The organism is Flavobacterium geliluteum, assembly GCF_017948595.1.
In the GTDB taxonomy this organism is placed as follows: Bacteria; Bacteroidota; Bacteroidia; order Flavobacteriales; family Flavobacteriaceae; genus Flavobacterium; species Flavobacterium flavipigmentatum.
Genome location: NZ_JAGFBV010000013.1, coordinates 42,807 through 64,991, shown reverse-complemented (window position 1 = coordinate 64,991; position 22,185 = coordinate 42,807). Strand labels below are relative to the sequence as shown.

At 33.6% G+C, this 22,185-nt stretch carries 21 protein-coding genes; 9 read left to right on the top strand and 12 right to left on the bottom strand.

Annotated elements, in window-relative coordinates:
- Nucleotides 1-69: 69 nt before the first annotated feature.
- Nucleotides 70-1,272, top strand: coding sequence for an NAD(P)-dependent oxidoreductase (locus J3495_RS09655; protein WP_210666348.1), 1,203 nt, complete (start codon nt 70-72; stop codon nt 1,270-1,272).
- 227 nt (nt 1,273-1,499) lie between these two features.
- Here the strand turns inward: J3495_RS09655 and fumC are convergent, their stop codons facing one another.
- A complete protein-coding gene (fumC, locus tag J3495_RS09650; RefSeq protein ID WP_210666347.1) occupies nt 1,500-2,885 on the bottom strand; it encodes a class II fumarate hydratase in 1,386 nt (461 codons plus the stop codon).
- A gap of 383 nt (nt 2,886-3,268) precedes the next feature.
- Here fumC and J3495_RS09645 point away from each other — a divergent pair, with 383 nt between their 5' ends.
- On the top strand, nt 3,269-3,439 hold the full coding sequence (locus J3495_RS09645; protein WP_210666346.1) for a hypothetical protein: 171 nt from the start codon (nt 3,269-3,271) through the stop codon (nt 3,437-3,439).
- A gap of 69 nt (nt 3,440-3,508) precedes the next feature.
- Here the strand turns inward: J3495_RS09645 and J3495_RS09640 are convergent, their stop codons facing one another.
- The gene (locus J3495_RS09640) at nt 3,509-5,956 is read right to left on the bottom strand and encodes an outer membrane beta-barrel family protein (protein WP_210666345.1); all 2,448 of its coding nucleotides are present in this window, start codon (nt 5,954-5,956) and stop codon (nt 3,509-3,511) included.
- A gap of 95 nt (nt 5,957-6,051) precedes the next feature.
- Entirely contained in the window at nt 6,052-6,396 is a 345-nt protein-coding gene (gene arsC, locus J3495_RS09635; protein ID WP_210666344.1) for an arsenate reductase (glutaredoxin), read from the bottom strand.
- Between the two features lie 115 nt (nt 6,397-6,511).
- On the opposite strand from arsC, the gene J3495_RS09630 reads away from it, so the two are divergent.
- Nucleotides 6,512-7,447, top strand: a complete 936-nt coding sequence (locus J3495_RS09630; protein ID WP_210666343.1) for a CPBP family intramembrane glutamic endopeptidase — start codon at nt 6,512-6,514, stop codon at nt 7,445-7,447.
- 4 nt (nt 7,448-7,451) lie between these two features.
- Nucleotides 7,452-8,495, top strand: a complete 1,044-nt coding sequence (locus J3495_RS09625) for an AMP-binding protein (RefSeq protein ID WP_210666342.1) — start codon at nt 7,452-7,454, stop codon at nt 8,493-8,495.
- Nucleotides 8,496-8,562: 67 nt separating this feature from the next.
- Here J3495_RS09625 and J3495_RS09620 read toward each other — a convergent pair whose 3' ends face one another.
- The 3 genes from J3495_RS09620 to J3495_RS09610 all read right to left on the bottom strand — a co-directional run bounded on the left by J3495_RS09620 (nt 8,563) and on the right by J3495_RS09610 (nt 13,246).
- Entirely contained in the window at nt 8,563-9,777 is a 1,215-nt protein-coding gene (locus tag J3495_RS09620) for an RsmB/NOP family class I SAM-dependent RNA methyltransferase (RefSeq protein ID WP_210666341.1), read from the bottom strand.
- Between the two features lie 146 nt (nt 9,778-9,923).
- Nucleotides 9,924-11,888 carry a KUP/HAK/KT family potassium transporter gene (locus tag J3495_RS09615; RefSeq protein ID WP_210666340.1) on the bottom strand — a complete coding sequence of 655 codons (1,965 nt, stop codon included), beginning with the start codon at nt 11,886-11,888 and terminating at the stop codon, nt 9,924-9,926.
- Nucleotides 11,889-12,016: 128 nt separating this feature from the next.
- A complete protein-coding gene (locus J3495_RS09610; RefSeq protein ID WP_210666339.1) occupies nt 12,017-13,246 on the bottom strand; it encodes a hypothetical protein in 1,230 nt (409 codons plus the stop codon).
- Nucleotides 13,247-13,361: 115 nt separating this feature from the next.
- On the opposite strand from J3495_RS09610, the gene J3495_RS09605 reads away from it, so the two are divergent.
- Nucleotides 13,362-14,435, top strand: a complete 1,074-nt coding sequence (locus tag J3495_RS09605) for a WD40/YVTN/BNR-like repeat-containing protein (protein ID WP_210666338.1) — start codon at nt 13,362-13,364, stop codon at nt 14,433-14,435.
- A 101-nt stretch (nt 14,436-14,536) separates the two neighbouring features.
- Here J3495_RS09605 and J3495_RS09600 read toward each other — a convergent pair whose 3' ends face one another.
- From J3495_RS09600 to J3495_RS09585, 4 genes are all read right to left on the bottom strand, one after another.
- Nucleotides 14,537-14,995 (bottom strand): sensor of ECF-type sigma factor, encoded by a 459-nt coding sequence (locus J3495_RS09600; protein ID WP_210666337.1) that lies wholly within the window; start codon nt 14,993-14,995, stop codon nt 14,537-14,539.
- A 15-nt stretch (nt 14,996-15,010) separates the two neighbouring features.
- Nucleotides 15,011-15,424, bottom strand: coding sequence for a hypothetical protein (locus tag J3495_RS09595; RefSeq protein ID WP_210666336.1), 414 nt, complete (start codon nt 15,422-15,424; stop codon nt 15,011-15,013).
- Nucleotides 15,425-15,457: 33 nt separating this feature from the next.
- Nucleotides 15,458-16,000: an RNA polymerase sigma factor gene (locus J3495_RS09590; RefSeq protein ID WP_210666335.1), complete on the bottom strand. Its 543-nt coding sequence runs from the start codon at nt 15,998-16,000 to the stop codon at nt 15,458-15,460.
- 61 nt (nt 16,001-16,061) lie between these two features.
- Nucleotides 16,062-17,189: an SRPBCC family protein gene (locus tag J3495_RS09585; RefSeq protein WP_210666334.1), complete on the bottom strand. Its 1,128-nt coding sequence runs from the start codon at nt 17,187-17,189 to the stop codon at nt 16,062-16,064.
- A 461-nt stretch (nt 17,190-17,650) separates the two neighbouring features.
- Between J3495_RS09585 and J3495_RS09580 the strand changes: the two genes are divergently transcribed.
- Complete coding sequence (locus J3495_RS09580; RefSeq protein WP_210666333.1) at nt 17,651-18,031, top strand: pyrophosphohydrolase domain-containing protein; 381 nt, start codon at nt 17,651-17,653, stop codon at nt 18,029-18,031.
- A gap of 59 nt (nt 18,032-18,090) precedes the next feature.
- On the opposite strand, the gene J3495_RS09575 is transcribed toward J3495_RS09580, so the two are convergent.
- A complete protein-coding gene (locus J3495_RS09575; protein ID WP_210666332.1) occupies nt 18,091-19,161 on the bottom strand; it encodes a branched-chain amino acid aminotransferase in 1,071 nt (356 codons plus the stop codon).
- A gap of 307 nt (nt 19,162-19,468) precedes the next feature.
- Here J3495_RS09575 and mnmD point away from each other — a divergent pair, with 307 nt between their 5' ends.
- The gene (gene mnmD / locus J3495_RS09570) at nt 19,469-20,134 is read left to right on the top strand and encodes a tRNA (5-methylaminomethyl-2-thiouridine)(34)-methyltransferase MnmD (protein ID WP_210666331.1); all 666 of its coding nucleotides are present in this window, start codon (nt 19,469-19,471) and stop codon (nt 20,132-20,134) included.
- Nucleotides 20,135-20,300: 166 nt separating this feature from the next.
- Nucleotides 20,301-20,498, top strand: coding sequence for a hypothetical protein (locus J3495_RS09565; RefSeq protein WP_210666330.1), 198 nt, complete (start codon nt 20,301-20,303; stop codon nt 20,496-20,498).
- A gap of 33 nt (nt 20,499-20,531) precedes the next feature.
- On the opposite strand, the gene J3495_RS09560 is transcribed toward J3495_RS09565, so the two are convergent.
- Nucleotides 20,532-21,473: a LysR substrate-binding domain-containing protein gene (locus J3495_RS09560; RefSeq protein ID WP_210666329.1), complete on the bottom strand. Its 942-nt coding sequence runs from the start codon at nt 21,471-21,473 to the stop codon at nt 20,532-20,534.
- A gap of 107 nt (nt 21,474-21,580) precedes the next feature.
- Here J3495_RS09560 and J3495_RS09555 point away from each other — a divergent pair, with 107 nt between their 5' ends.
- Complete coding sequence (locus J3495_RS09555; RefSeq protein WP_210666328.1) at nt 21,581-22,060, top strand: Dps family protein; 480 nt, start codon at nt 21,581-21,583, stop codon at nt 22,058-22,060.
- Nucleotides 22,061-22,185: the final 125 nt, after the last annotated feature.

The window sequence follows — 22,185 nt, the reverse complement described above, 5'->3', positions numbered from 1 at the left end:
AAATTTGTTATATTTGAAACAAATTAGATTAAAAAAGTTATATTAATTAATTATATTAAAGCTGTATAAATGAAGTTTGGAATCATAAAAGAAAGAAAAAGCCCACCAGATCGTAGAGTTGTTTTTGCTCCGGAAGAATTGGCAAAACTGAAACAACAATATAATGAAGCTTCCATTGAAGTGGAAAGCTCTGATATTCGAATTTTTTCTGATCTTCAATACCAAAGTTTTGGGATTACTGTTACCGATGATCTTTCTGACTGTGATGTATTATTTGGTGTGAAAGAAGTTCCGGTAGAAAATTTAATTCCAAACAAGGCGTATTTCTTTTTTTCTCATACCATAAAAAAACAACCTTATAACAGAAAGCTCTTGCAAGCTATTTTGGACAAAAAAATAGATTTATATGATCATGAAACAATCGTAGATGAGCAAAATCGTCGTTTGATTGGTTTTGGAAAATATGCCGGAATGGTAGGAGTATATAACGGAATTCGTGCATTTGGAATAAAATTTGAATTATTTAAACTGCCAAAAGCGGAAACACTTGCAGGCAAAGATGCTTTGATCATGCAATTGAAGCGCATTACGTTGCCGCCTTTAAAATTTGTTCTTACAGGAACTGGAAAAGTAGGAAGCGGAGCAGTTGAAATTTTAAAAGCAATAAAAGTTAAAGAAATTACTACTGAAAATTACCTGACAAAAAATTATACACAACCAGTTTATGTGCAATTAGATGTTTTAGACTACAACAAACGATTGGATGGTCAAGTGCTTGGTTTTGATGATTTTATAGCGCATCCCGAAGCATATGTTTCTGATTTTGAAAGATTCACAAAAGTTTCTGATGTTTATTTTGCTGGACACTTTCACGGAAGTGGAGCTCCAATGATTTTAACTCAGCAAATGTTAAATGCAAGCGATTGCAAAATAAAAGTAGTAGCAGATATTTCTTGCGATGTAGATGGACCAATTGCCTGCACACTTCGTTCTTCTACGATTGCAGAACCTCTGTACGGTTATTGGCCATTAGAAAATAAAGAAGTAGATGTTTTTCATCCTGCCGCAGTGGTCGTGATGGCTGTTGATAATTTGCCTTGCGAAATTCCGAAAGACGCCAGCGAAGGTTTTGGAGAACAGTTTATGGAGCATGTGATTCCTGCTTTCTTCAATGGTGATAAAGACGGAATTCTAGAAAGAGCCAAAATCACCGAAAAAGGAAAACTAACGCCAAGATTTAGCTATCTGCAGGATTATGTGGATGGAAAATAAAGTTTCTAGTTTTTTAGAAAAGAAGTTTCAAGTTTAAAAAGTTTCAGGTTTCAAGTTAGTGGACTAGACAAATAGCGTAAAAAAAATCCCATTCGTTTAACGGATGGGATTTTTTTATAGGGCTGAAACCTGAAACCTGAAACCTGAAACCTGAAACCTGAAACCTGAAACCTGAAACCTGAAACCTGAAACCTGAAACCTGAAACCTGAAACCTGAACAATTGCAACTAAGCCATCTCCTCAGGTTTCACCCAAGCATCAAAATCTTCGGAGGTGACATAACCTAAACGAACGGCTTCTTCTTTAAGAGTAGTTCCGTTTTTGTGCGCAGTTTGGGCGATTTCAGCGGCTTTATAATATCCTATTTTTGTGTTCAATGCCGTTACGAGCATGAGAGAGTTGTCTACTAATTCTTTGATTCTTTTGTAGTTGGGTTCAATTCCCTGAGCGCAATGTTCATCAAAAGACACACATGCATCTCCTAATAGTCGCGCTGATTGCAGGAAGTTTGCAGCCATCATCGGTTTAAAAACATTGAGTTCGTAATGACCTTGCATACCGCCCACGGCAATAGCAACATCGTTCCCGATCACTTGTGCGCAAACCATAGTCAGCGCTTCGCATTGTGTTGGATTTACTTTTCCGGGCATGATAGAAGACCCTGGTTCGTTTTCAGGAATATGAATTTCGCCAATTCCAGAGCGTGGTCCAGAAGCCAGCATTCTAATGTCATTGGCTATTTTATTTAGAGAAACCGCCAATTGTTTTAATGCTCCATGCGTTTCTACAATGGCATCGTGGGCGGCCAAAGCTTCAAACTTGTTTTCGGCAGTTACAAAAGGATGATTGGTAAATTGTGCAATATATGTGGCCACTTTTACATCGTAGCCTTCTGGTGCGTTAAGTCCTGTTCCTACAGCAGTTCCTCCTAAAGCGATTTCTGATAAATGTGCTAAAGTATTTTTAAGCGCTTTGATGCCGTAACTCAATTGCGCTGCATAGCCAGAAATTTCTTGTCCTAATGTTAGTGGCGTGGCATCCATAAGATGGGTGCGGCCTATTTTTACAACATCTTTAAATTCGGTTGCTTTTTGGTGTAATGTATCTCTTAATTTTTCAACTCCCGGAAGGGTCGTTTCTACGACCATTTTGTAAGCTGCAATGTGCATCGCAGTAGGAAAAGTATCGTTGGAAGATTGCGATTTATTGACATCGTCGTTGGCTTTTATAAAAGGTTCGCCTTCGCCAATATTAAAGCCTTTAAGGACTTGCGCACGATTGGCAATGACTTCATTGATATTCATATTACTTTGTGTTCCTGACCCTGTTTGCCAAATAACCAAAGGAAATTGATCGTGTAGTTGGCCTGCCAAAATTTCGTCGCAAACTGCTGCAATAGCGTCTTTTTTTTCGGCGGGTAAAACACCTAAATCGGTATTGGCAAATGCGGCAGCTTTTTTAAGATAAGCAAAACCTTCTATTATTTCTTGCGGCATAGAGGCTGCTGCGCCAATTTTGAAATTGTTTCTTGAACGTTCGGTTTGGGCTCCCCAATATTTGTCTGCCGGAACCTGAACTTCGCCCATGGTGTCTTTTTCTATTCTGTATTTCATGATTTTTTTGTAAAATGTTATCTGTAATTTGTGAAATGTTGTCTGTACTCTCTAAAATGTTATCTGTAATTTATGAAATCGCTCAACCAGATAGTATTGAATAAATTTTATTATGAAAACAAGTGTCCTAGCCCTGATGGGACCGGCATCCTTTTTCTGGCTTCTTTAGACAGGAAAAGATACAGGGGACAGCAGGAAACAGCTCCTGAAAACACTCATATTCTTGTGATTTAGTTAATTAAAAAATAATCGAAAGAAAAGCTTATTTAAAATGAGTTTAAATATACGGATTATTGTGATTTTATAAAAATTGATTTGGTTTTTATTGCTAACGAAAAATTTAAAACATACATTTGTACTTACATTCAAAAATTCCGGAAAACATGTTTGAATTTTCACAGTACTTAGGTTTTTTACTTTTCTTGACCATACTAACTATAGGGTTTTGGTTGATGTTTTTCTTAGTTGGTTTCGTTGGCTATTGGGTAACGGGGGCAAGCTGGGAGATGATCAAAGAGAAAAGAGCAAAGAAAAAGCAAGAACAATCAATTTAATTTTGAATTGATTTCATAAAAAAAGGACCCGTTTATACGAGTCCTTTTTTTTATGTCTGTTGGGTAAGCTTATCCTGGAAATTCACCACCTCCGTTTTCGTCATTACCGTTTTTAGGAGCATTTTTATCTCTATCGGTTTTCTTTTTGTTGAAACGGTACGTAAACGATAAGTTGATCTGTCGTCTGCGAAACTGCATTTCGCCATAAGAGGTTTGATTTTCAAGATAGGTATAAGACCTCATGACACGAGAATTGAAAATATCACTAACATTGAAGGCGACTGTTGCCTGTTCTTTTAAAATATCTTTGCTAAATGAAGTGTTCATTCCAAATTGTCCTAGATTTTTACCTTGGGCTGTTTTTTGTTCTCCGTTGTACACGCCTGTTAACTGCCAGTCAATTTTATAAGGCAATGTAACTTTTGAGCTGATTCTAGCAAACCATGTATTGGCTTTGTTGTCAAGATTTTGAACGACAAGTTCTCCATTGGCATCTGTATAGCTGTTTTCTCCACTGGTTTTTACGTTATAAAGATTGAAGTTACTATTTAATCTCCACCATTTAAAAGGTGTATAATTTAATGTGAATTCGAAACCAAATTTTTGCTCTTTTCCTAAGTTGATAGGTCTGCTTAAAATGACAGGAACACCATTTACTTCTTCACCAGTAGGAGATCTCACAAAACTGAAAACATCTTTAGTATCTTCATAATAAGCAGAAGTATTAAAGGTTACTTTTTCCCAACGTTTGAGATAACCAACGTCATATTTGTCAGTTAAAGAGGGATCCAGATCCGGATTTCCTTGAAAAATATTGATATTACTTGAATAATTTACTGCAGGATTCATGAAACGTCCTCTTGGTCTTGACAGACGTTTACTGTAGCTGACAGTGAAATTACTTTGATCTGAAATTTCATAACTAACAAATGCACTTGGAAACAAGTTGTTGTATTTTTTAGTATTAAAATCATTTGTATCTAAAAGGTTAACCTGAATATTGGTATCCTCCCAGCGTAAACCAAATAAATAAGAGAATTTATTTACTTTGAAGCCGTACTGAGTGTAGATTGCATTGATGTTTTCTTTATACTCTAACGTATTGGATAAATTTGGAAGTGCGGTACCGTTTTCGTCAAGAACATAATATTCATTGTTCAAATCGGCAAAGTTTCCTTTGTATCCTGCTTCAAACTGACTTCCTTCGCCGATTGGTAAAACATAATCTGCCTGCAACTGAACTTGTTTTTGAACCTGATCATTTAACGTATTGTTAAAATCATCTGTACCCGTAATAAGACTGTTGCTATCGTCTGTATTTCTTGAAATCGATAGATCGGCAGTTAATTTATGGCCTTCATTATTAAAGTTTTTGATCAAATTTGAGCTATATTCTACATTTTCGCTACTGGTATTTCCGTCATTCAATCGAAAAGTAGCACCTGTAAAATTACGAGAGGCATCATAATTATTATAATTGATCAAGTCTCTGTCTTCTCCGGTATTATTTTGATAATTAATAGAGTTGGTCCAAAAAGTAGTAGGGGTAATGGTCCATTCCAATCCCGCTCTTGCATTAAAACCGTCTCTGATTCTTTTGGTATCACGGTCTTCATCCAAAAAGTTTTTAGTTGTGCCGTCTTCGTTAAAATATTCTGAATCAGTTTTACCGCGACCTTCATTGGTTCTGTAGTTGTAACCAGCAGTTGTAAAGTAATTTAATTTTTCAGTTTTATAATTTAAATTAGCGCTTAAACCGTACGTTTCTGGTATACCAGTTGAGGCAATAAAAGTTCCGTTAAAACCTTGGTTTTTACCTTTTTTAAGAATGATATTAATTAATCCTGATCCTCCTTCTGCATCATAACGAGCTGATGGATTGGTAATCACTTCTACTTTATCAATAGCATCTGCCGGAAGCTGACGCAACGCTTCTGCCATATTAATTGCGTTAGAAGGTCTTCCGTCAATTAATATTCGAATATTGTCACTTCCTCTTAAACTTACATTTCCTTCTGTATCTACAGAAACAGATGGTACATTGTCCAGAACATCGCTTACGGTTCCGCCTTTTACCATCATATCCTGACCTACGTTATATACTTTTTTGTCCAGTTTAATTTCTACCGTTGATTTTTCTGCACGAATGACAACTTCATTCAATTGTGCCGCATCTTCAGAAAGATTTACGGCACCAAGATTAGTGTCGCTTTCAATGCTTTTTTGCTTAATTTCTGTTGCTTTAAAAGAGATAAATTCAATCTTAATATCATATATTCCTGGTGCAACGGCTACTTCAAATTCACCTTTTGGGTTGGTGATCCCTCCTGCAATAACTTTCGTGTCATTGGCTGCCATGATAGAGATCGTGGCATATTCAAGAGGTTGTTTGCTTACTTTTTCGAAAACTTTTCCGGTAACTTTAACTTTGTTTTTGGGTAATGGTGCTTGTTGAGCGTAGTTGTAAAAACTTGTAAAAAGAAATACAAGTAATACAGCAAATTTCAATTTTTTCATTGGTGTTTTGGGTTTCATTCAGTCTTTAGACTGCAAATGTACCTTTTGGTTTAATGATAAGAATCACAAAAATATGTTAATATTATTCTTTACAATTATTCTAAAAAAGAAGCAACCTCATCTAAATCTCTACCAATAATGGCTTTTTTATCTTTTACTACAATGGGTCTTTCGATTAAAATAGGATGATCGACCATTGCCTGAATGATTTCGTTGTCTTGTAAGTTTTTGCTTTTATAGTTTTCGATCCATATTTTCTCTTTAATTCGAATCAATTGAATTGGTTTTATATTTAATTTTTCGAGTATAATTTTTAAATCCTCAAAAGATGGATTTTCAATGAGATACGGAATAATTTCGTACGGTTGATTGCTTTGCTCAATAAAAGCAAGACAATTTCTAGATTTTCCACAACGTGGATTATGATAAATTTGTATCATTTTTGTATTTTTAGAGGATATAAAGGTAGTTAAAATAAAAAATAAGTATTTTAGCATTCCCCAAAATAATTATTAGTTGTACAACTAAACTCTCATTTTTTAAACTTTCAAATGTATGTTTTTAGAACAAGGAATTTCACCAGAGAATAAATTTTGGAAATATCTGATTGGCTCGGTATTTATAATTGCGGCTTCATTTATCGGCCAAATACCGTTTTCAGTAGCGGTTCTTTATAAAAGTTATATAAACAAACAGGATTTTCCCAGCGAAAATGCTGTTATAATGAAAGTTTTTGAGCCCAATCTTACGTTGTTTTTAGTCATGCTCTCGTTCGTTTTTGCTTTTGCAGGAGTATTTTTTGTCGTAAAATATTGGCACAGTCAAACGTTGTTGTCTATTACCACTTCTCGAAAAAAAATAGATTGGAAACGTGTTTTTTTCTCCTTTGCGTTGTGGGCAACTTTTTCCGTAGTAAGTTTTTTTATTCTTTATTTTAATGCGCCAGACAAGTTTATCAGTAATTTTAAATGGGAGCCTTTTTTGATATTATGTTTTATCGGAGTAATTTTTATTCCGATACAAACCAGTACAGAAGAATATATTTTTAGAGGATATTTGATGCAGGGATTTGCCAATTTGGCGCATAATAAATGGTTTCCTTTAGTTATGACTTCACTTATTTTTGGTTCGATGCATTGGTTCAATCCAGAAGTTACCAAAATGGGAAGCATTGTCATGATTTATTATATCGGGACCGGTTTTTTATTGGGTATCATTACCTTAATGGACGAAGGTATAGAGTTGGCACTTGGTTTTCATGCTGCCAACAACCTAACGGGAGCATTACTGGTTACATCAGATTGGTCAGTTTTTCAGACGCATTCTATTTTTAGAGATTTGTCTGAACCTTCCGCTGGTTTTGATGTGATTTTGCCGGTGGTGATAGTATATCCTATTTTGCTTTATATTTTTTCAAAAAAATACAAATGGAGCGACTGGAAACAAAGATTAACGGGAAAAATAAATGTTGTAGAATCATCAAATCAATAGCGCTATGTCAAACTTAATACACCACAACGTACATAATTTTTTTAAATTAAATGGTCATCATTTTAATGCTAAAGAACTCGGGAACATTGCCTACAGTTATATTAAAGAAGGCGATCTTTACGAAAAAGCAATTGGCGAATTTTTGCTGGATTGGTTTGATAATAAAGAGTATATTGAAATGACGACATCTGGGTCTACAGGGCTTCCGAAGGAAGTAAGGCTTCAAAAACAAGCCATGATTCATTCGGCTCTGGCAACGGGTGATTTTTTTGATTTAAGCCCGGGTGATAAGGCGTTATTGTGTCTTCCGGTAAAATTTATTGCGGGAAAAATGATGCTTGTGCGAAGTTTAATTCTCGGTCTCGAAATAGACATCGTAGAACCAAGTCTTGAGCCTTTGGCTAGAAATACAGTAAAATACGATTTTGTGGCTATGGTACCTTTACAGGTTCAAAATAGTATAAAACAATTAATAAATGTAAAGAAACTAATCGTAGGAGGCACAAAAATGGATGCTTCTCTAGAAGAAAAATTATTACCTCTAAAAACGGAAGTTTACGAAACGTATGGCATGACCGAGACAATTACTCATATTGCCGCCAAGCGAGTAGGAGAGAAGGTTTTCTCTGTTTTGCCAAACGTAAAAATTGCAAAGGACGAAAGAGAATGTCTGGTGATTTATTTGCCTTCCGTATCTGCTGATCCTATCGTTACTAATGATTTGGTTGAACTTATAAACGACCGCCAATTTGTTTTTATTGGCCGAATAGATAACGTTATTAATAGTGGCGGTGTAAAATTGATTCCCGAACAAATTGAAGCAAAACTGACAGGAAAAATAAATGCACGATTTTTTGTAACAGGAGTTCCGGATATCGCTTTGGGCGAAAAATTAATTTTAGTCATTGAAGGTGAAAAACAAGAGTTTGTGTCAGATTTCTTTGATTTTTTAGGCAAATTTGAAAAACCCAAAGAAATTGTTTTTGTACCTAAATTTAAAGAAACAGGAAACGGCAAAATGCTCCGAAAGCCAAGTTTAGAATCCTAAAAAACAAAAATCCAAATTCCAAGTTTTAGTGTTGGAATTTGGATTTTATTGTTTTAGAATTTAAAATTTATTCTTTTCTTTCTAAAAGCGCCATGTAAAAACCATCAAAACCTGATTCTGAAGCCAAAATTTTTCTGTCTTTGATAAAATTAAACTGTTGTCCAATTTCTGTTTTTAGAAATTTTTCTACTTGTTCCTGATTTTCAGAAGGCAAAACAGAGCAAGTTGCATATACTAATTTTCCGCCTGGTTTTACAATTTTAGAATAGCTTTCCAAAACTTCACTTTGTACTTTTCGAATGTTATCAATAAACTCCGGTTGCAATTTCCACTTAGCGTCAGGATTTCTTTTTAGTACTCCCAAACCACTACAAGGTGCGTCAATCAAAACACGGTCTGCTTTTTCGTGCAATTTTTTGATCACTTTTGTACTGTCGATAATGCGGTATTCTATATTGAAAGCGCCGTTTCTCTTCGCTCTTAATTTAAGTTGCTTCAATTTGCTTTCGTACAAATCCATTGCAATTAGTTGTCCTTTGTTTTCCATCAAAGATGCAATATGCAATGTTTTTCCTCCTGCACCTGCACACGTATCTACAACTCGCATTCCTGGTTTTACATCAAGAAAACCAGCTACCAATTGTGAGTTGGCATCTTGTACCTCAAAAAGTCCTTGTTTAAAAGCGTCTGTCAAAAACACATTGGCTCTTTCTTTCAGAACCAAAGCTTCAGGTTGATCGTTTAAATATTCGGTTTCGATATTTAAATCCATCAAGGTGTTTCTAAGGTTTTCTTTGGTTCCTTTAAGCGTGTTGGTTCTTAAAATAACTTTGGCAGGTTGGTTTTGAGCAGCAATTTCTTTTGCCCATACTTTTTCGCCAAGTTCCTTTACGCCCAATTCGTCCATCCAGTCCGGAATGGATTCTTTTAATGCTCTAATTTTAGAAAGTTCGTCAAAACGTCCTTTTATTTTTCGCTCTGGCGTTCCTTCCAATTGTCTCCAATCTGGGATAGGATATCCTCTTAAAACTGCCCAAACAGAAAACATTCTCCAAAGATTGTCTCTGTCAAAAGGTTCTTTTACTTCGGCAATTTCTGCATATAATCGTTTCCAACGAACAACTTCGTATATGGTTTCAGCAACAAACTTCCTGTCAGAACTTCCCCAACGTTTGTCTTTTTTTAAGGCTCTTGCTACCACTTTGTCTGCATATTCTCCTTCATTGAAAATTGCGTTCAAAGAATCGATGGTAGTATAAACTAAATTTCTGTGTAATCTCATTTTAATTATTTGATTTGCAAAGGTACTATTAATTGATTGAAAGTTAAATTTTTAATTTTGAATGTTATTTTGACCTTCAATAAAAAGAAAAAAAACACTCAGATAGTAACTAAATGAGTGTTTTTGAATGTATTTTAAAAGAATTTTTATTTTATTATTCGAGTTAATCCAATGTTTTCGGGAGCATGAAGCACCATCGGGAATTTCTCTATTTTTACAGAGCTGCTGTCCAGACCAAAAGCTCTTTCTTCAGACAAACTTAGTTTCTTGATGAAGAAATAAGAGTTCATGATAATATTCTCATGCCATTTTAAATCACTATCATTCGAAAGGAATTTTTCTGATAATACAAATTTAAAGTCGCCAATAATATTGTTTTTGTTTAATGATTCATAACGGCTGGTAATATCTACTTCTCCTCGTTTTACCATATCTCGAATCACTTCACGAAACATTAAATTGATTTTGGTAGGTTCTCTAAATCCGAGATTAAAATCGATTCTATAAATATCATCTTTTACTATTTCGGTAACTTTATATTGCGTTTTATATGGCTCTGTCAAAATATTTACGTGTACAAACCAATAAATATCGGCTCTTTTTGGTCGCTTTTGCAAAATAGAATACATTACTTTTTGCTCTAATTCATCTACACGATTAGCATTAGTCATGTATACTAAATGGGTAGCATATTTTGGAATCGTTAAGTCCTGACTCAATTCCATTAACACCTTTTTATAATCGTCAATCTTGACAATTTTGGTGTAACTTTTGTTAATTTTTTTAGCTAAATACCAAGTAGTCATTACAGAAATTAACAGAACGGCAATAATTAAAGTAACATATCCGCCTTCGCTAAATTTTGTAATGTTGGCAATCAAAAAGCTAAATTCAATTATTAAATAAATAGTAATCAGCGGAATCATAAAATAGAGTTTTACTCTTTTCATGATTAAATAATAATTGAGTAAGATGGTTGTCATGATCATGCACAATACGATTGCAAGACCATAGGCATGCTCCATATTACTTGATTTTTCAAAATGTAAAACGATTCCAACACAACCAAAAAACAACAACCAGTTGATTGACGGAATGTACAATTGACCTTTGACTTCTGTAGGGTATTTGATTTTTACTTTTGGCCAGAAGTTTAGTCGCATCGCTTCATTTATCAAAGTAAACGAACCGCTAATAAGTGCTTGAGAAGCAATAACAGCAGCCAAAGTAGCGATAACAATACCCGCCGGCTGAAACCAATCTGGCATGATTAGGTAGAATGGGTTTCCGTTTTCACCACCTAAACCTTTAAGTGTTTGACCTTCATTATTTATTAGATAAGCTGCTTGTCCAAAATAATTTAAAACCAAAGTTATCTTGACGAAAATCCAACTAATTCTGATGTTTTTGCGTCCGCAATGTCCCATATCCGAATACAAAGCTTCTGCTCCCGTTGTACACAAAAACACAAAGCCAAGTACAAAAAAACCATCCGGATGTATTTGTAATAAGTGATAAGCATAATAAGGGTTGATTGCTTTTATTACTTCAGGGTGATCTAAGATTTGAATTATTCCTAGCGTACCTAACATGGCGAACCAGATGAGCATCATCGGAGCAAAGAATTTTCCAACTAATTTGGTCCCAAATTGTTGTATAGTAAATAAAACGAACAAAATTCCGATAACGATCGGGATCGTGTTTATCTCCGGATAGTAGGTTTTTATTCCTTCTACGGCGGACGAAACCGAAATCGGCGGTGTTATAATTCCATCAGCTAATAAGGCACTTCCTCCAATAATGGCGGGCACAATGAGCCACTGAATTTTTGTTTTTTTTACCAAAGCATACAAAGCAAAGATCCCTCCTTCGCCATGGTTGTCAGCGCTTAAAGTGATAAGAACATACTTTATGGTAGTTTGTAAAGTTAATGTCCAAAAAACGCAGGAGATACCCCCTAAAACGATATCTGCATCAATGGTATGTTCACCAAGTATGGCTTTCATTACATATAAAGGAGAAGTACCAATATCTCCGTAAATAATTCCTAATGTGATCAATAAACCTCCTACAGACAACTTACTATGTAAGTTTTTATGTGATGCGCTCATGTATGTTTTTATAAAAGACGGTTGCAAATTTACTGTTTTAAAATAAATTAACGTCAATTATAATTAAAAAGATAAAAAAAAGCACAATCGTAAAATTGTGCTTTTTAGTTATCGTGAATTCTCTTAATTTAAATTCTTCTGCCACCACTTCTAGAAGAGGAAGAACTTTCTCTGGAGCCTTGATTACCCCTTGCTTCCTGATTGGCTCTCGGAGCTTCGGAGCGTTGAGTAGCTTGCGGTCTCGAAGTGCTGTTTCTGTTTTCTGAGTTGCTTCTGTTTTGAGAATAATTTCTTTGTGGCTCTGCTGCTCTTTGCTCAGTAGCAACTCTATTAGAATTATTTCTGCTTTCTGAACTTCCCCTTGAAGAACTCATATTATTCTCGCCGTAGCTTCTTTGAGATTCTGGTCTTCTTGTACTTTCAACTCTTGCGGGAGTAGCTGCTTTTACAGTATTATCTCTATTGTATGCAACTCGCTCTGTATTATAATTTTTGTTTGATGATCCTCTATTTTCGGTGTAATTTCTATTTTTATTATCTAAAGATGAAGATCTTCCTTCGTTTGATCTGTTAGCATTAGTGTAAACACCATTGCTTCTGCTGGATTCTCTACTTGCAACACGTCTTTGATCTAATTCGTATCTGTTGTTTACATTTGAATTTCTTTGCGAAAAACTATGATTAGGACGCATTTTTTCGTACCCATAAGCACGTCTTGTTTCACAGATGGCAGGAGCTCTATAGCTTCTTCTATAGTTTACATAGTTATAATTGTTGCTTACATTAATACAAACATTGATGTTTCTTCTGTATCTGTAAATAGGGTAAGGTCTCCATGCATAGTAATAGGTAGGATAAACATTCCATGTGCAGCTAGAGTAATAAGGTCTGTAATTATTTACCCAAAACGATGTGTAAATTACTGGAGATACATGGTAAACTGGCTCATAAATATAATTGTCTCCATATAAATAAGAGTTTCCTACCACCTGTACGCTTACTTTGTTGTAATTGTCTCTTTCAACATCAATTGTTGCAATGTCTTGGTAAACATCTCTGTCTAATACCGCCTGAATTATAACAACGTGCGTTCTGTTTTCTACAGATTCTATTACACGTAAATAATCAACATCGTTGTCATCATTTAAATCAAGATTCGAAATTTGATATTTTGGATCGTTTAAACGTCTCTCAAAATCTTGTAAGTTATTCGATTCTCCAAAAATAGAAGCAACAGCTCTTAGATCTAAATTATCGCTTATATCTGAATTTTTTGCATAAACAGTTGTTTGAGCCTGAACTTGAAAAGTGCTAAAACCCAAAGTTAGCATTGCTATTAAAAGTAGATTGGTTTTCATGGCAAATCATTTTTAAGATTAATATTCTGAGATATCCAATTACTGTGCCAGAAAAAAAGCGAAAGCTTTTCATATCTTATAAATAATTGTATTTTAGCGCAAAAAAAAAATCTGTATGAGAAAATTAGTTTTGTTTCTAGGAGCCTTTGTTTTATTAATGTCTTTTAGAACTGCAAATGATGGTAACAAGCGCGCATTATATTATGGTTTTACATCTATGCAAGTAGATACTTTATTTCAGGATAAAATCAGTATTCGTGCCATTGCTATTGATGGTGATAAAGTATGGTATGGAGCAGATAACTCTCGTTTTGGTTATTATGATTTGAGTAAAAAGTCAAGATTTGAGGAGCATATTTATCGTGATACGCTTAAATTAGAGTTTAGAAGTATTGCACAAACTTCGCAAAATATCTATTTATTAAGTGTTGCAAACCCGGGATTATTGTATCAGGTTTCTAAAAAAACGCAAAAAGTAAAATTGGTTTACAAGGAAATTCATTCAAAAGTTTTTTACGATAGTATGCAATTTTGGAATGAAAATGAAGGAATCGCTATTGGAGATCCAACAGAAGATACTTTTTCGGTTATTGTAACCCGTGATGGTGGTGAAACTTGGGCAAAATTATTGTCTGATAAATTACCAACAAATGCTGTTGGCGAAGGCGCTTTTGCAGCCAGTAATACAAATGTGGTAGTTAAAGGAGATGATACATGGATCGTTTCTGGTGGAAAAAAATCACGTGTTTTTTATTCGGGAGATAAAGGAAAAACATGGAAAGTGATCGATACCCCTATCATACAAGGAAAAGCAATGGCTGGAATTTTTACAGCCGATTTTTATGATTCTAAACACGGAATTATAGCCGGTGGAGATTTTGAAGATCTGGATAAAAAGACAGACAATAAAGCGATAACCAATGATGGTGGTCAAACTTGGCAATTAGTAGCTCAGGACAAAGGATTTGGATATGCTTCTTGTGTACAATATGTGCCGGGTACGAATGCCAAAGAATTAGTTTGCGTGGGACAATCAGGAATAATGTACTCACTGGACGGAGGAGTAAATTGGATAAAATACTCTAATGATAATTCACTTTTTACCATTCGTTTTATCAACAAAACTACTGCAATTGCTGCGGGATACAATAAGGTAGTTAGACTTCGTTTTAAGAGACAAGAGCCTTAATTAAATAATAAAAAATAACATCAGTTTAAATAGAAAGAACCCTAAATAATAAAGTAAGTATTATTATATAGGGTTCTTTCAGCTGTTGTTTCTTTGGGTAATTAATTTTTACCTGCTTTGTCTCTGTATTGCTTTAATAATTTTCTATTAAAATCATCTTCCGATTTTTTAAGCTTTAATATCTTTTTTGCCGAAAGTATTTTTTTTAGGCTTTGAATGTATTTTTCTTTTAACAAATACAATTCTTTATCTGTACTTTCTATTTGTGATAGAAGCGTAGTAGCCTCTTTTTCTGAAATCGAATTAATAGTATCGTCATTCAATTTGCGTAGATACGTTTTCATCTTATCATGGCGCAATTCAAATTGCTTGTCATCATAAGCGTTATAAATCGGCCAAAATTTTTCAGCTTCTGCTGAAGTAAGCTCGAGTTCAGTCGTTAAAAAAGCAACTTTGTATTCTTTTATTTTTTCACGTTTTTCATCTAGGTTTCCATTTTGTGCATAAAATGAAAAGCTGACCAGAAAGAAAAGTATTGATAGTATGTTTTTGATTTTCATCTTTTTAAAATTTAGTTATTCCGAAATTAAGTTTTCAATATTTGGATTAGATGATAAAATATCTTCTATCGTTTCATCTTCAAGTGCTACATTTTTGCCCAATTTTTGAATGTCAGTATTGTCTAATTCTTTAATTAAATCATATTGGTTTAAATTTGACTGATACGATAAATAGGTTTCTAAAGTCTCAGCATCAAGTTCTTTTGATTTGCTATTGTAATTATTTACTATCGGAATCATTAATCCGATCAAGATTACAGCTGCAGCAACAATAGAGATCACTTTTTTACGTCTGTTAAGGGCAATAACTTTTACTTCTTTTTTGTCTACTTGTTCCAAAACTTTAGTCGAAAAAGTATCAAAATAATCATCAGGAGTTTTAAATCCTGATTTAATTTTTGGCTCGTTTTCTAATTTAAATGTTTTCATAGTGTCTATAAGATATCTGTTTTGCCAAAAGGTTTAATTTGTGGTAACATATAATTCAATTTTTTTTACAGCATGATGATAGGAAGCTTTTAATGCACCCACAGAAGTACCCAAAATTTCAGCTATTTCTTCATATTTTAATTCTTCAAAATACTTCATTTTAAAGACCAACTGCTGTTTTTGAGGCAATGTTGCTATCGCTTTTTGAAGTTTTATCTGAATCTCGCTTCCATCAAAATACACATCGGCAGGAAGATTGTCAATGGTTTTATTTTGTAAAGCTTCAGATGTGAGCTGATTTAATTTTGCCTTTTGATTTAAAAAAGTCAACGCTTCGTTAGTAGCTATACGGTACATCCATGAAAACAATTTGCTTTCACCTTTGAAATTTTTTAAATATTGAAAAACTTTTACAAATGTATTTTGCAAAACATCATCGGCATCATCATGATTCAAAACAATGTTCCGAATATGAGAATACAAAGGTCTTTGATATTCTGACAAGAGTTTTTGAAACGCAGTATTTTGCGTTTTAGGATTTAATAATTGTCCTATAAATTCCTCCTCGTTTGTCAAGTCTGATTCTTTATCTTGTTAGAATGAATTTAGGACAAAAGGTTTAAAACGAAACTTTTTTTTAAAATTCAGATTGCTCTTCTTCTTGTTTAGCAGGTTTTTCTGCTGGCGTAGGAATAGGTTCTGTAGTTTGAGGTTTGTAGACAGGAGCTATTGTTATTGGTGCTACTTTTGGTTTTACCGGCAAATAGATTTCAGTCATTAGTTTTGACGGACTTTTAACATCCATTTTGTTAATTGCTAAAATTTCCAGATGTGACCAGCTAAGTTCTGGGGTTAATTTTTCTTTGTTGATAAAGACTCTGGTTTTTGTAATGGCTTTGTCTAAATGCGTGTAGTCTCCTGTTAATGTAGATTTTACGGCTTCAAAAGAATTGAGTTTTCCAGCCAAAATATCACTTCCGGAACTGGTAAAAATTTCTTTATTAATAGGCAAACAGATCGATATTTTTGCTAGACCCGTAACGGTGTCGTACGTATGATAAATGATAAAAGGTTTTCCTCTTTGAATTAAATTACCCGTTTTGCAAAACTCCATAAGTTTCGGAATTACGATACGGGCATTTTTATTAACTTTTTTTATTTCGCTAGTAAAAGTTTGCTTGATGTAAAAAACTTCAGTTTTCTTAACCAGACCGTTTACTTTTATTGCAAAAGTCTTGGTTTCGTAATCTAAATTTTTATCAATATTGGCCAAGCTTTTTTCTGAAATTGTACCAATTATATTGTCTGAACCACCATTTAAAGCCGTGTAGATTTTAAATAAAAAACTCATTGTTCCTGTAGCTTTCCATGTCACTTTTGTTTTTCCGGCCAGAGTATCTTTAAAAATCCAATTAACATCAGCTTCATTACCGTCGTAGTTCATTTTTTGATGAATACTTTCGCCTTCTTTGGCTTCCAATGTTATCGCATTTCCCGTTCCGTCATCGCCACTCCAGGAATAAGAAGCGCCATTACCAATCGTTTTTTCAGGAAATACAATTTTTACAGAAGGATCTTCAACTGCCCATGATTCAAAATCTTCAAAGTTTCTAAAGTCATTTACATAACTATAAACAGTAGCTTTTGGTGAATTGATCACTTTACTTCTTTCTACAGAAAAATCACCTTTTTGAGTCGCTACAAAAACGGTGAGAGCAATAAAGCTTAGTAATAATAAAAGGAATAAATATTTTAAGATTTTCATCGGTAATGTATTGTTTGAGTCGTAAAGTTATAAATTTTATTAGTAGTCGTACTATAAGAAAGCAAAATATTACTCGCTTTTTGAAAATAGTGGTTCAAACAAAAAACGTTTTTAGACAAAAAACAATAAACTTTTATGGGTATAAATCTTAAAAATATTTTTGAATTAAATCCCTAAAAATTTAGCCGAATTATCGCTTCAAAAATATTTTAATAAAAAAAAGGATCGCGATAAAAAGAAGAAAAGCGATTAATACTTTATAATTTCCTTTGTAAAAAATCTTGTGTAATGCTAAATCTTTTCTATAAGCAAATACAATAGCTATTACAAATGCGATAAAAAAACATAATCCAAATATTAATTGTCCCTGACTAAACATGATTTTAATTTTTTTTGACAAAAATAGCTAATTGTATATGAATTGTTGCTAATTTGGCCACTCATTTAATCAAATAAAAATTATGAAAAAACAACTTGATGCGGTGAAAGAGTTTCATACTGCTTTTAAAATTGGTCATAGCGAAACTCCCATTGCAGACTTAGGTCAAGCCAAAAATATTTTGCGTTATAATTTGATGAAAGAAGAAAATGAGGAATATCTGGAAGCAGTACAGAATAATGATTTAGTAGAAATTGCTGATGCGCTTGGAGATATGATGTACATTTTGTGCGGAACAATTATAGAACATGGTTTGCAGGGTAAAATTGAAGCTGTTTTTGATGAAATCCAGCGCAGTAATATGAGTAAATTAGGCGAAGACGGACAGCCAATTTATCGTGAAGACGGAAAGGTAATGAAAGGACCAAATTATTTTAAACCTGATTTTTCAAAACTTTTATAAAATAGAAAACCCGACAAATTTTAAAATCTGTCGGGTTTGTTTTTATAATTATCTTTTAGTTATTGAACTTTTACAGTCCATCCAAAAGTATCTTCTGAAAGTTTGTTTTGAAGATTTGTTAGTTTTTCTTTTAAAAGAGAGGCATAAGAATTCTCAACAGGCGCCATTTCGTAATAAACATCCTGATACGAAAATCCCTTGATAACGCTTACAACTGCAGCGGTTCCGGCACCAAAAATTTCTTTTAGAGAACCATTTTTTGCAGCCTCTACCAATTCAGAAACAATAACAGGGCGTACATCAACATTTAGACCTTCTTTTTCAGCCATTGCAATCAAACTTTTTCTGGTGATTCCGTCTAAAATTCTTTCGCTTGTTGGTGCTGTCAGCAAAGTGTCATTTATTCTAAAAAAGACATTCATTGTTCCCGCTTCTTCCAGTTTGGTGTGCGTGGCATCGTCTGTCCAGATTATTTGCTGAAAACCTTCTTTATTGGCCAAAGTTGTTGGGTAAAATTGCGCTGCGTAATTTCCTGCAGCTTTTGCCGCTCCGATACCACCGTTGGCAGCTCTACTGTAATGCTCTGCAATAATTACTTTTACTTCTCCAGAATAATAGGATTTTGCAGGAGAAAGTAAAATCATAAATTTATATTCTTCAGATGGATTAGCAACAACACCGGCCCCAGTTGCAATCATAAATGGTCGAATGTACATGCTGCTTCCGTTTCCTTTCTGAATCCAGTCTTTGTCTAATTTCAATAATTCATTCAAACCATCCATAAAAATATCCTCCGGAACTTCTGGCATTGCCATACGGGTTGCAGATTTATTAAAACGCTTGTAGTTTTCATCAGGTCTAAACAACCAAACATCATTATTGTCGTCTTTGTAAGCTTTCATTCCCTCAAAAATAGCTTGCCCGTAGTGAAAGACTTTTGATGAAGGATCCATTAAAATGGGTGCGTAAGGCTTAATGACAGGATTTTGCCACTGACCATTTTTAAAATCACATTCAAATAAATGGTCTGTAAAAACAGCACCAAAGCTTAAGTTTTCAAAGTCTACCGCATCTATTTTTGATGAAGTGGCTTTTCTGATTTCAATTTTGCTTGTTTGAGTTGTACTCATAATTATGTAAGGTTTTATTGTAAAATTCATTTCTATAGAAAAAATCTAAAGCAATGATTTGGTGTAAATAGAATTTGTAATATGCAAAATTAAGTAAAAATATATAATTTACTTACTAAAACTGCATTATTTATACCGTTTGACTGAGATTTATCTATCTTATAATAAACTTAAAAATTTAAGACATTTTTATAAAGAATTTATGAAAAACGTGTGGTTTTTTAAGGCTTTACGCATTTGTTTTGACTAAATTTGACTCATAATACGATTTTAAAATCGGTTAGGCCTTACAATAAATTTTAAAAAAGTGAAAAGAGAAATAATTAAAACGCTAGATGGCTCAACTACAATTCATTTGGATGAATGGGATGAATGCTATCACTCAAAACACGGAGCCATTCAGGAAGCCAAACATGTTTTTATAAAAAACGGTCTCTCATTGTTTGAAAATAAAGAGGTTTCGTTGCTTGAAATTGGTTTTGGAACTGGTTTGAATGCTTTTATCACTTTTTTAGAATCAAATTTGAAAGAGCAACCTATAAATTATGTTGGAGTAGAAGCGTATCCGGTTCCTGCAGAAGAAGTTTTGCAGATGAATTATGTTGCTGAGCTGGAAGCTTCGTTGTTTGAAGATATATTTAAAAAAATGCACGAGTGCGAATGGAACCAAAAGGTGATGTTAAGCAGGAGTTTTTCGTTAACCAAAAGAAAACAATTTTTTGATGAAATAGACGATTTAGAAATTTTTGATTTGATTTACTTTGATGCCTTTGGATTTCGAGTGCAACCCGAGTTGTGGAGTACCGAAATTTTTAGAAAAATGTACAATAGTTTAAAGCCAAATGGCGTTTTGGTAACATACGCAGCGCGAGGAGTCGTAAAAAGGAGTATGATCGAAGTGGGTTTTGCTGTAGAAAAATTGGCAGGACCGCCAGGAAAACGAGAGATGTTCAGAGCAACTAAAAAGGTTTAAAGCAAGCTATTTAGAATAATTCTATATTGATTTATAATTATTTAGAAAACGTTTTCGTTGATAAAATTTTCAAAAAAAATAGTTAAATGCTGTTGTTATATTTGTTATTTGTTTACTTTTACCGGGAGTTTAAAAATAAAGATAAACCCCAAAATCTTATTTTACTATGTCAAAAATGATGTTTGATTACACAAAATCAATACTTGAACGAGTGAGTTTTGATCCGATACTTTTCTATAAAGAGTTAGAAAAAGCAATAAAAACGCTCTTACCATACGAGATGGAGCAATTGCAAGAATGGTTATTAAATTTTATAATTGAAAAACCAGAATTAGAACCAAGTTTATTATTAATCAAAGTATAAAAAAAGGAGCCAAATCGGCTCCTTTTTTAGGCTCTATTTTTTAGAGAGCGGACTCACTATTTGCACATTTTGAAAAACAATTGCGCCTTTTACAACTCCTGCAATGGTTGAGCGAAGTGCGTCTATGATTTGCATTTTCAATTCACTTTTGGGATAAATTAAACTCACCTCGCGAGCGGGTTTTGGTTCCTTAAAGTTGCGAAGTTTTAATTTGTCTGAATCTTTCAAATCTAAAGTATGCAAGTACGGAAGCAATGTCGTACCCAACCCTTCGTCTGCCAGTTTTATTAAGGTTTCAAAACTTCCGCTCTGAATCTGAAAATTATTTTGGTCGATGTCTGAACCATTTTTGCATAAATTTAAAATGCCATCTCTAAAACAATGGCCATCCTGCAAAAGCAATATTTCATTCAGATTCAAATCAGAAACTTCAATTTCCTGCTTTTCAAAACTTGCGTGATGCTCCGGTATATAGGCGACAAAAGGCTCAAAATACAAAACAATTTCTTTTATTTTTTCATCTTCCAGCGGCGTAGCGGCAATCGCAGCGTCCAGATGACCATTTTTCAATTTTACAATAATTTCGTCTGTATTTAATTCTTCTATTAATAATTTTACTTTTGGATATTTTTTTATAAAATTATTCAGGAACATTGGTAAAAGCGTTGGCATGATGGTCGGAATGATTCCTAAACGAAATTCGCCACCAATAAAACCTTTCTGCTGTTCTACAATATCTTTAATTCTATTGGCTTCATTGACAATATTCTTGGCTTGATTTACAATTTTTTGGCCAATATCGGTAAGTTGGATAGGCTTTTTTGTTCGATCAAAAATCTGGATATTAAGTTCTTCTTCAATTTTCTGAATTTGCATGCTCAAAGTCGGCTGAGTCACAAAACATTTTTCTGCAGCCAGCGTAAAATTTTTGTGTTCGGCAACAGCTAATACATATTGTAATTGAGTTATCGTCATTTGGATAGTATTTTTTGATGCAAAAATAATGAAATATAATTTTTATTTATAATAATTTTAAAAAACTTACCTTAAATTTGTAGTTGTATACTGTAAAATTAAAAATCATGAAAACAAATATTTTAGGATTACCCGTAAAAGAATCAGAATTATTAGTAGAAAAGTTAAATGTTTTATTGGCCAATTTTCAGGTATATTATCAAAATTTAAGAGGAATTCATTGGAATATTCGTGGAAAACGATTCTTTGATTTACATGTAAAATTTGAAGAGTTGTATACAGATTCACAACTAAAAATAGACATGATAGCCGAAAGAGTTTTAACAATTGGCGGGATACCCTTGCATACTTTCGAAGATTATATTAAAAACAATAAACTTACTGTAGGTAAAAATATTTCTAATGATGAGAAAGCAGTTCAATTAATCGTTCATTCTTTGTCTGATTTATTAAAAATTGAAAGAGAAATTTTGAATAAATCTGGAGAAATCAACGATGAGGGGACCAATTCTATGATGAGTGACTTTATTGCTGAGCAAGAAAAAACAATCTGGATGATGCGCGCATGGCTTGAGGAAGAATTATAAAGAGCTGTTTTTGAATTTTTTATAAGTAGAGTCTGATAAGATTTTGTTTGGCTTGTTTCTTAGGAATGTTAAATTTGTATAAATTTTTCTGCTTCTTGCGCTGATTTTATTTGTTAAATTCTATT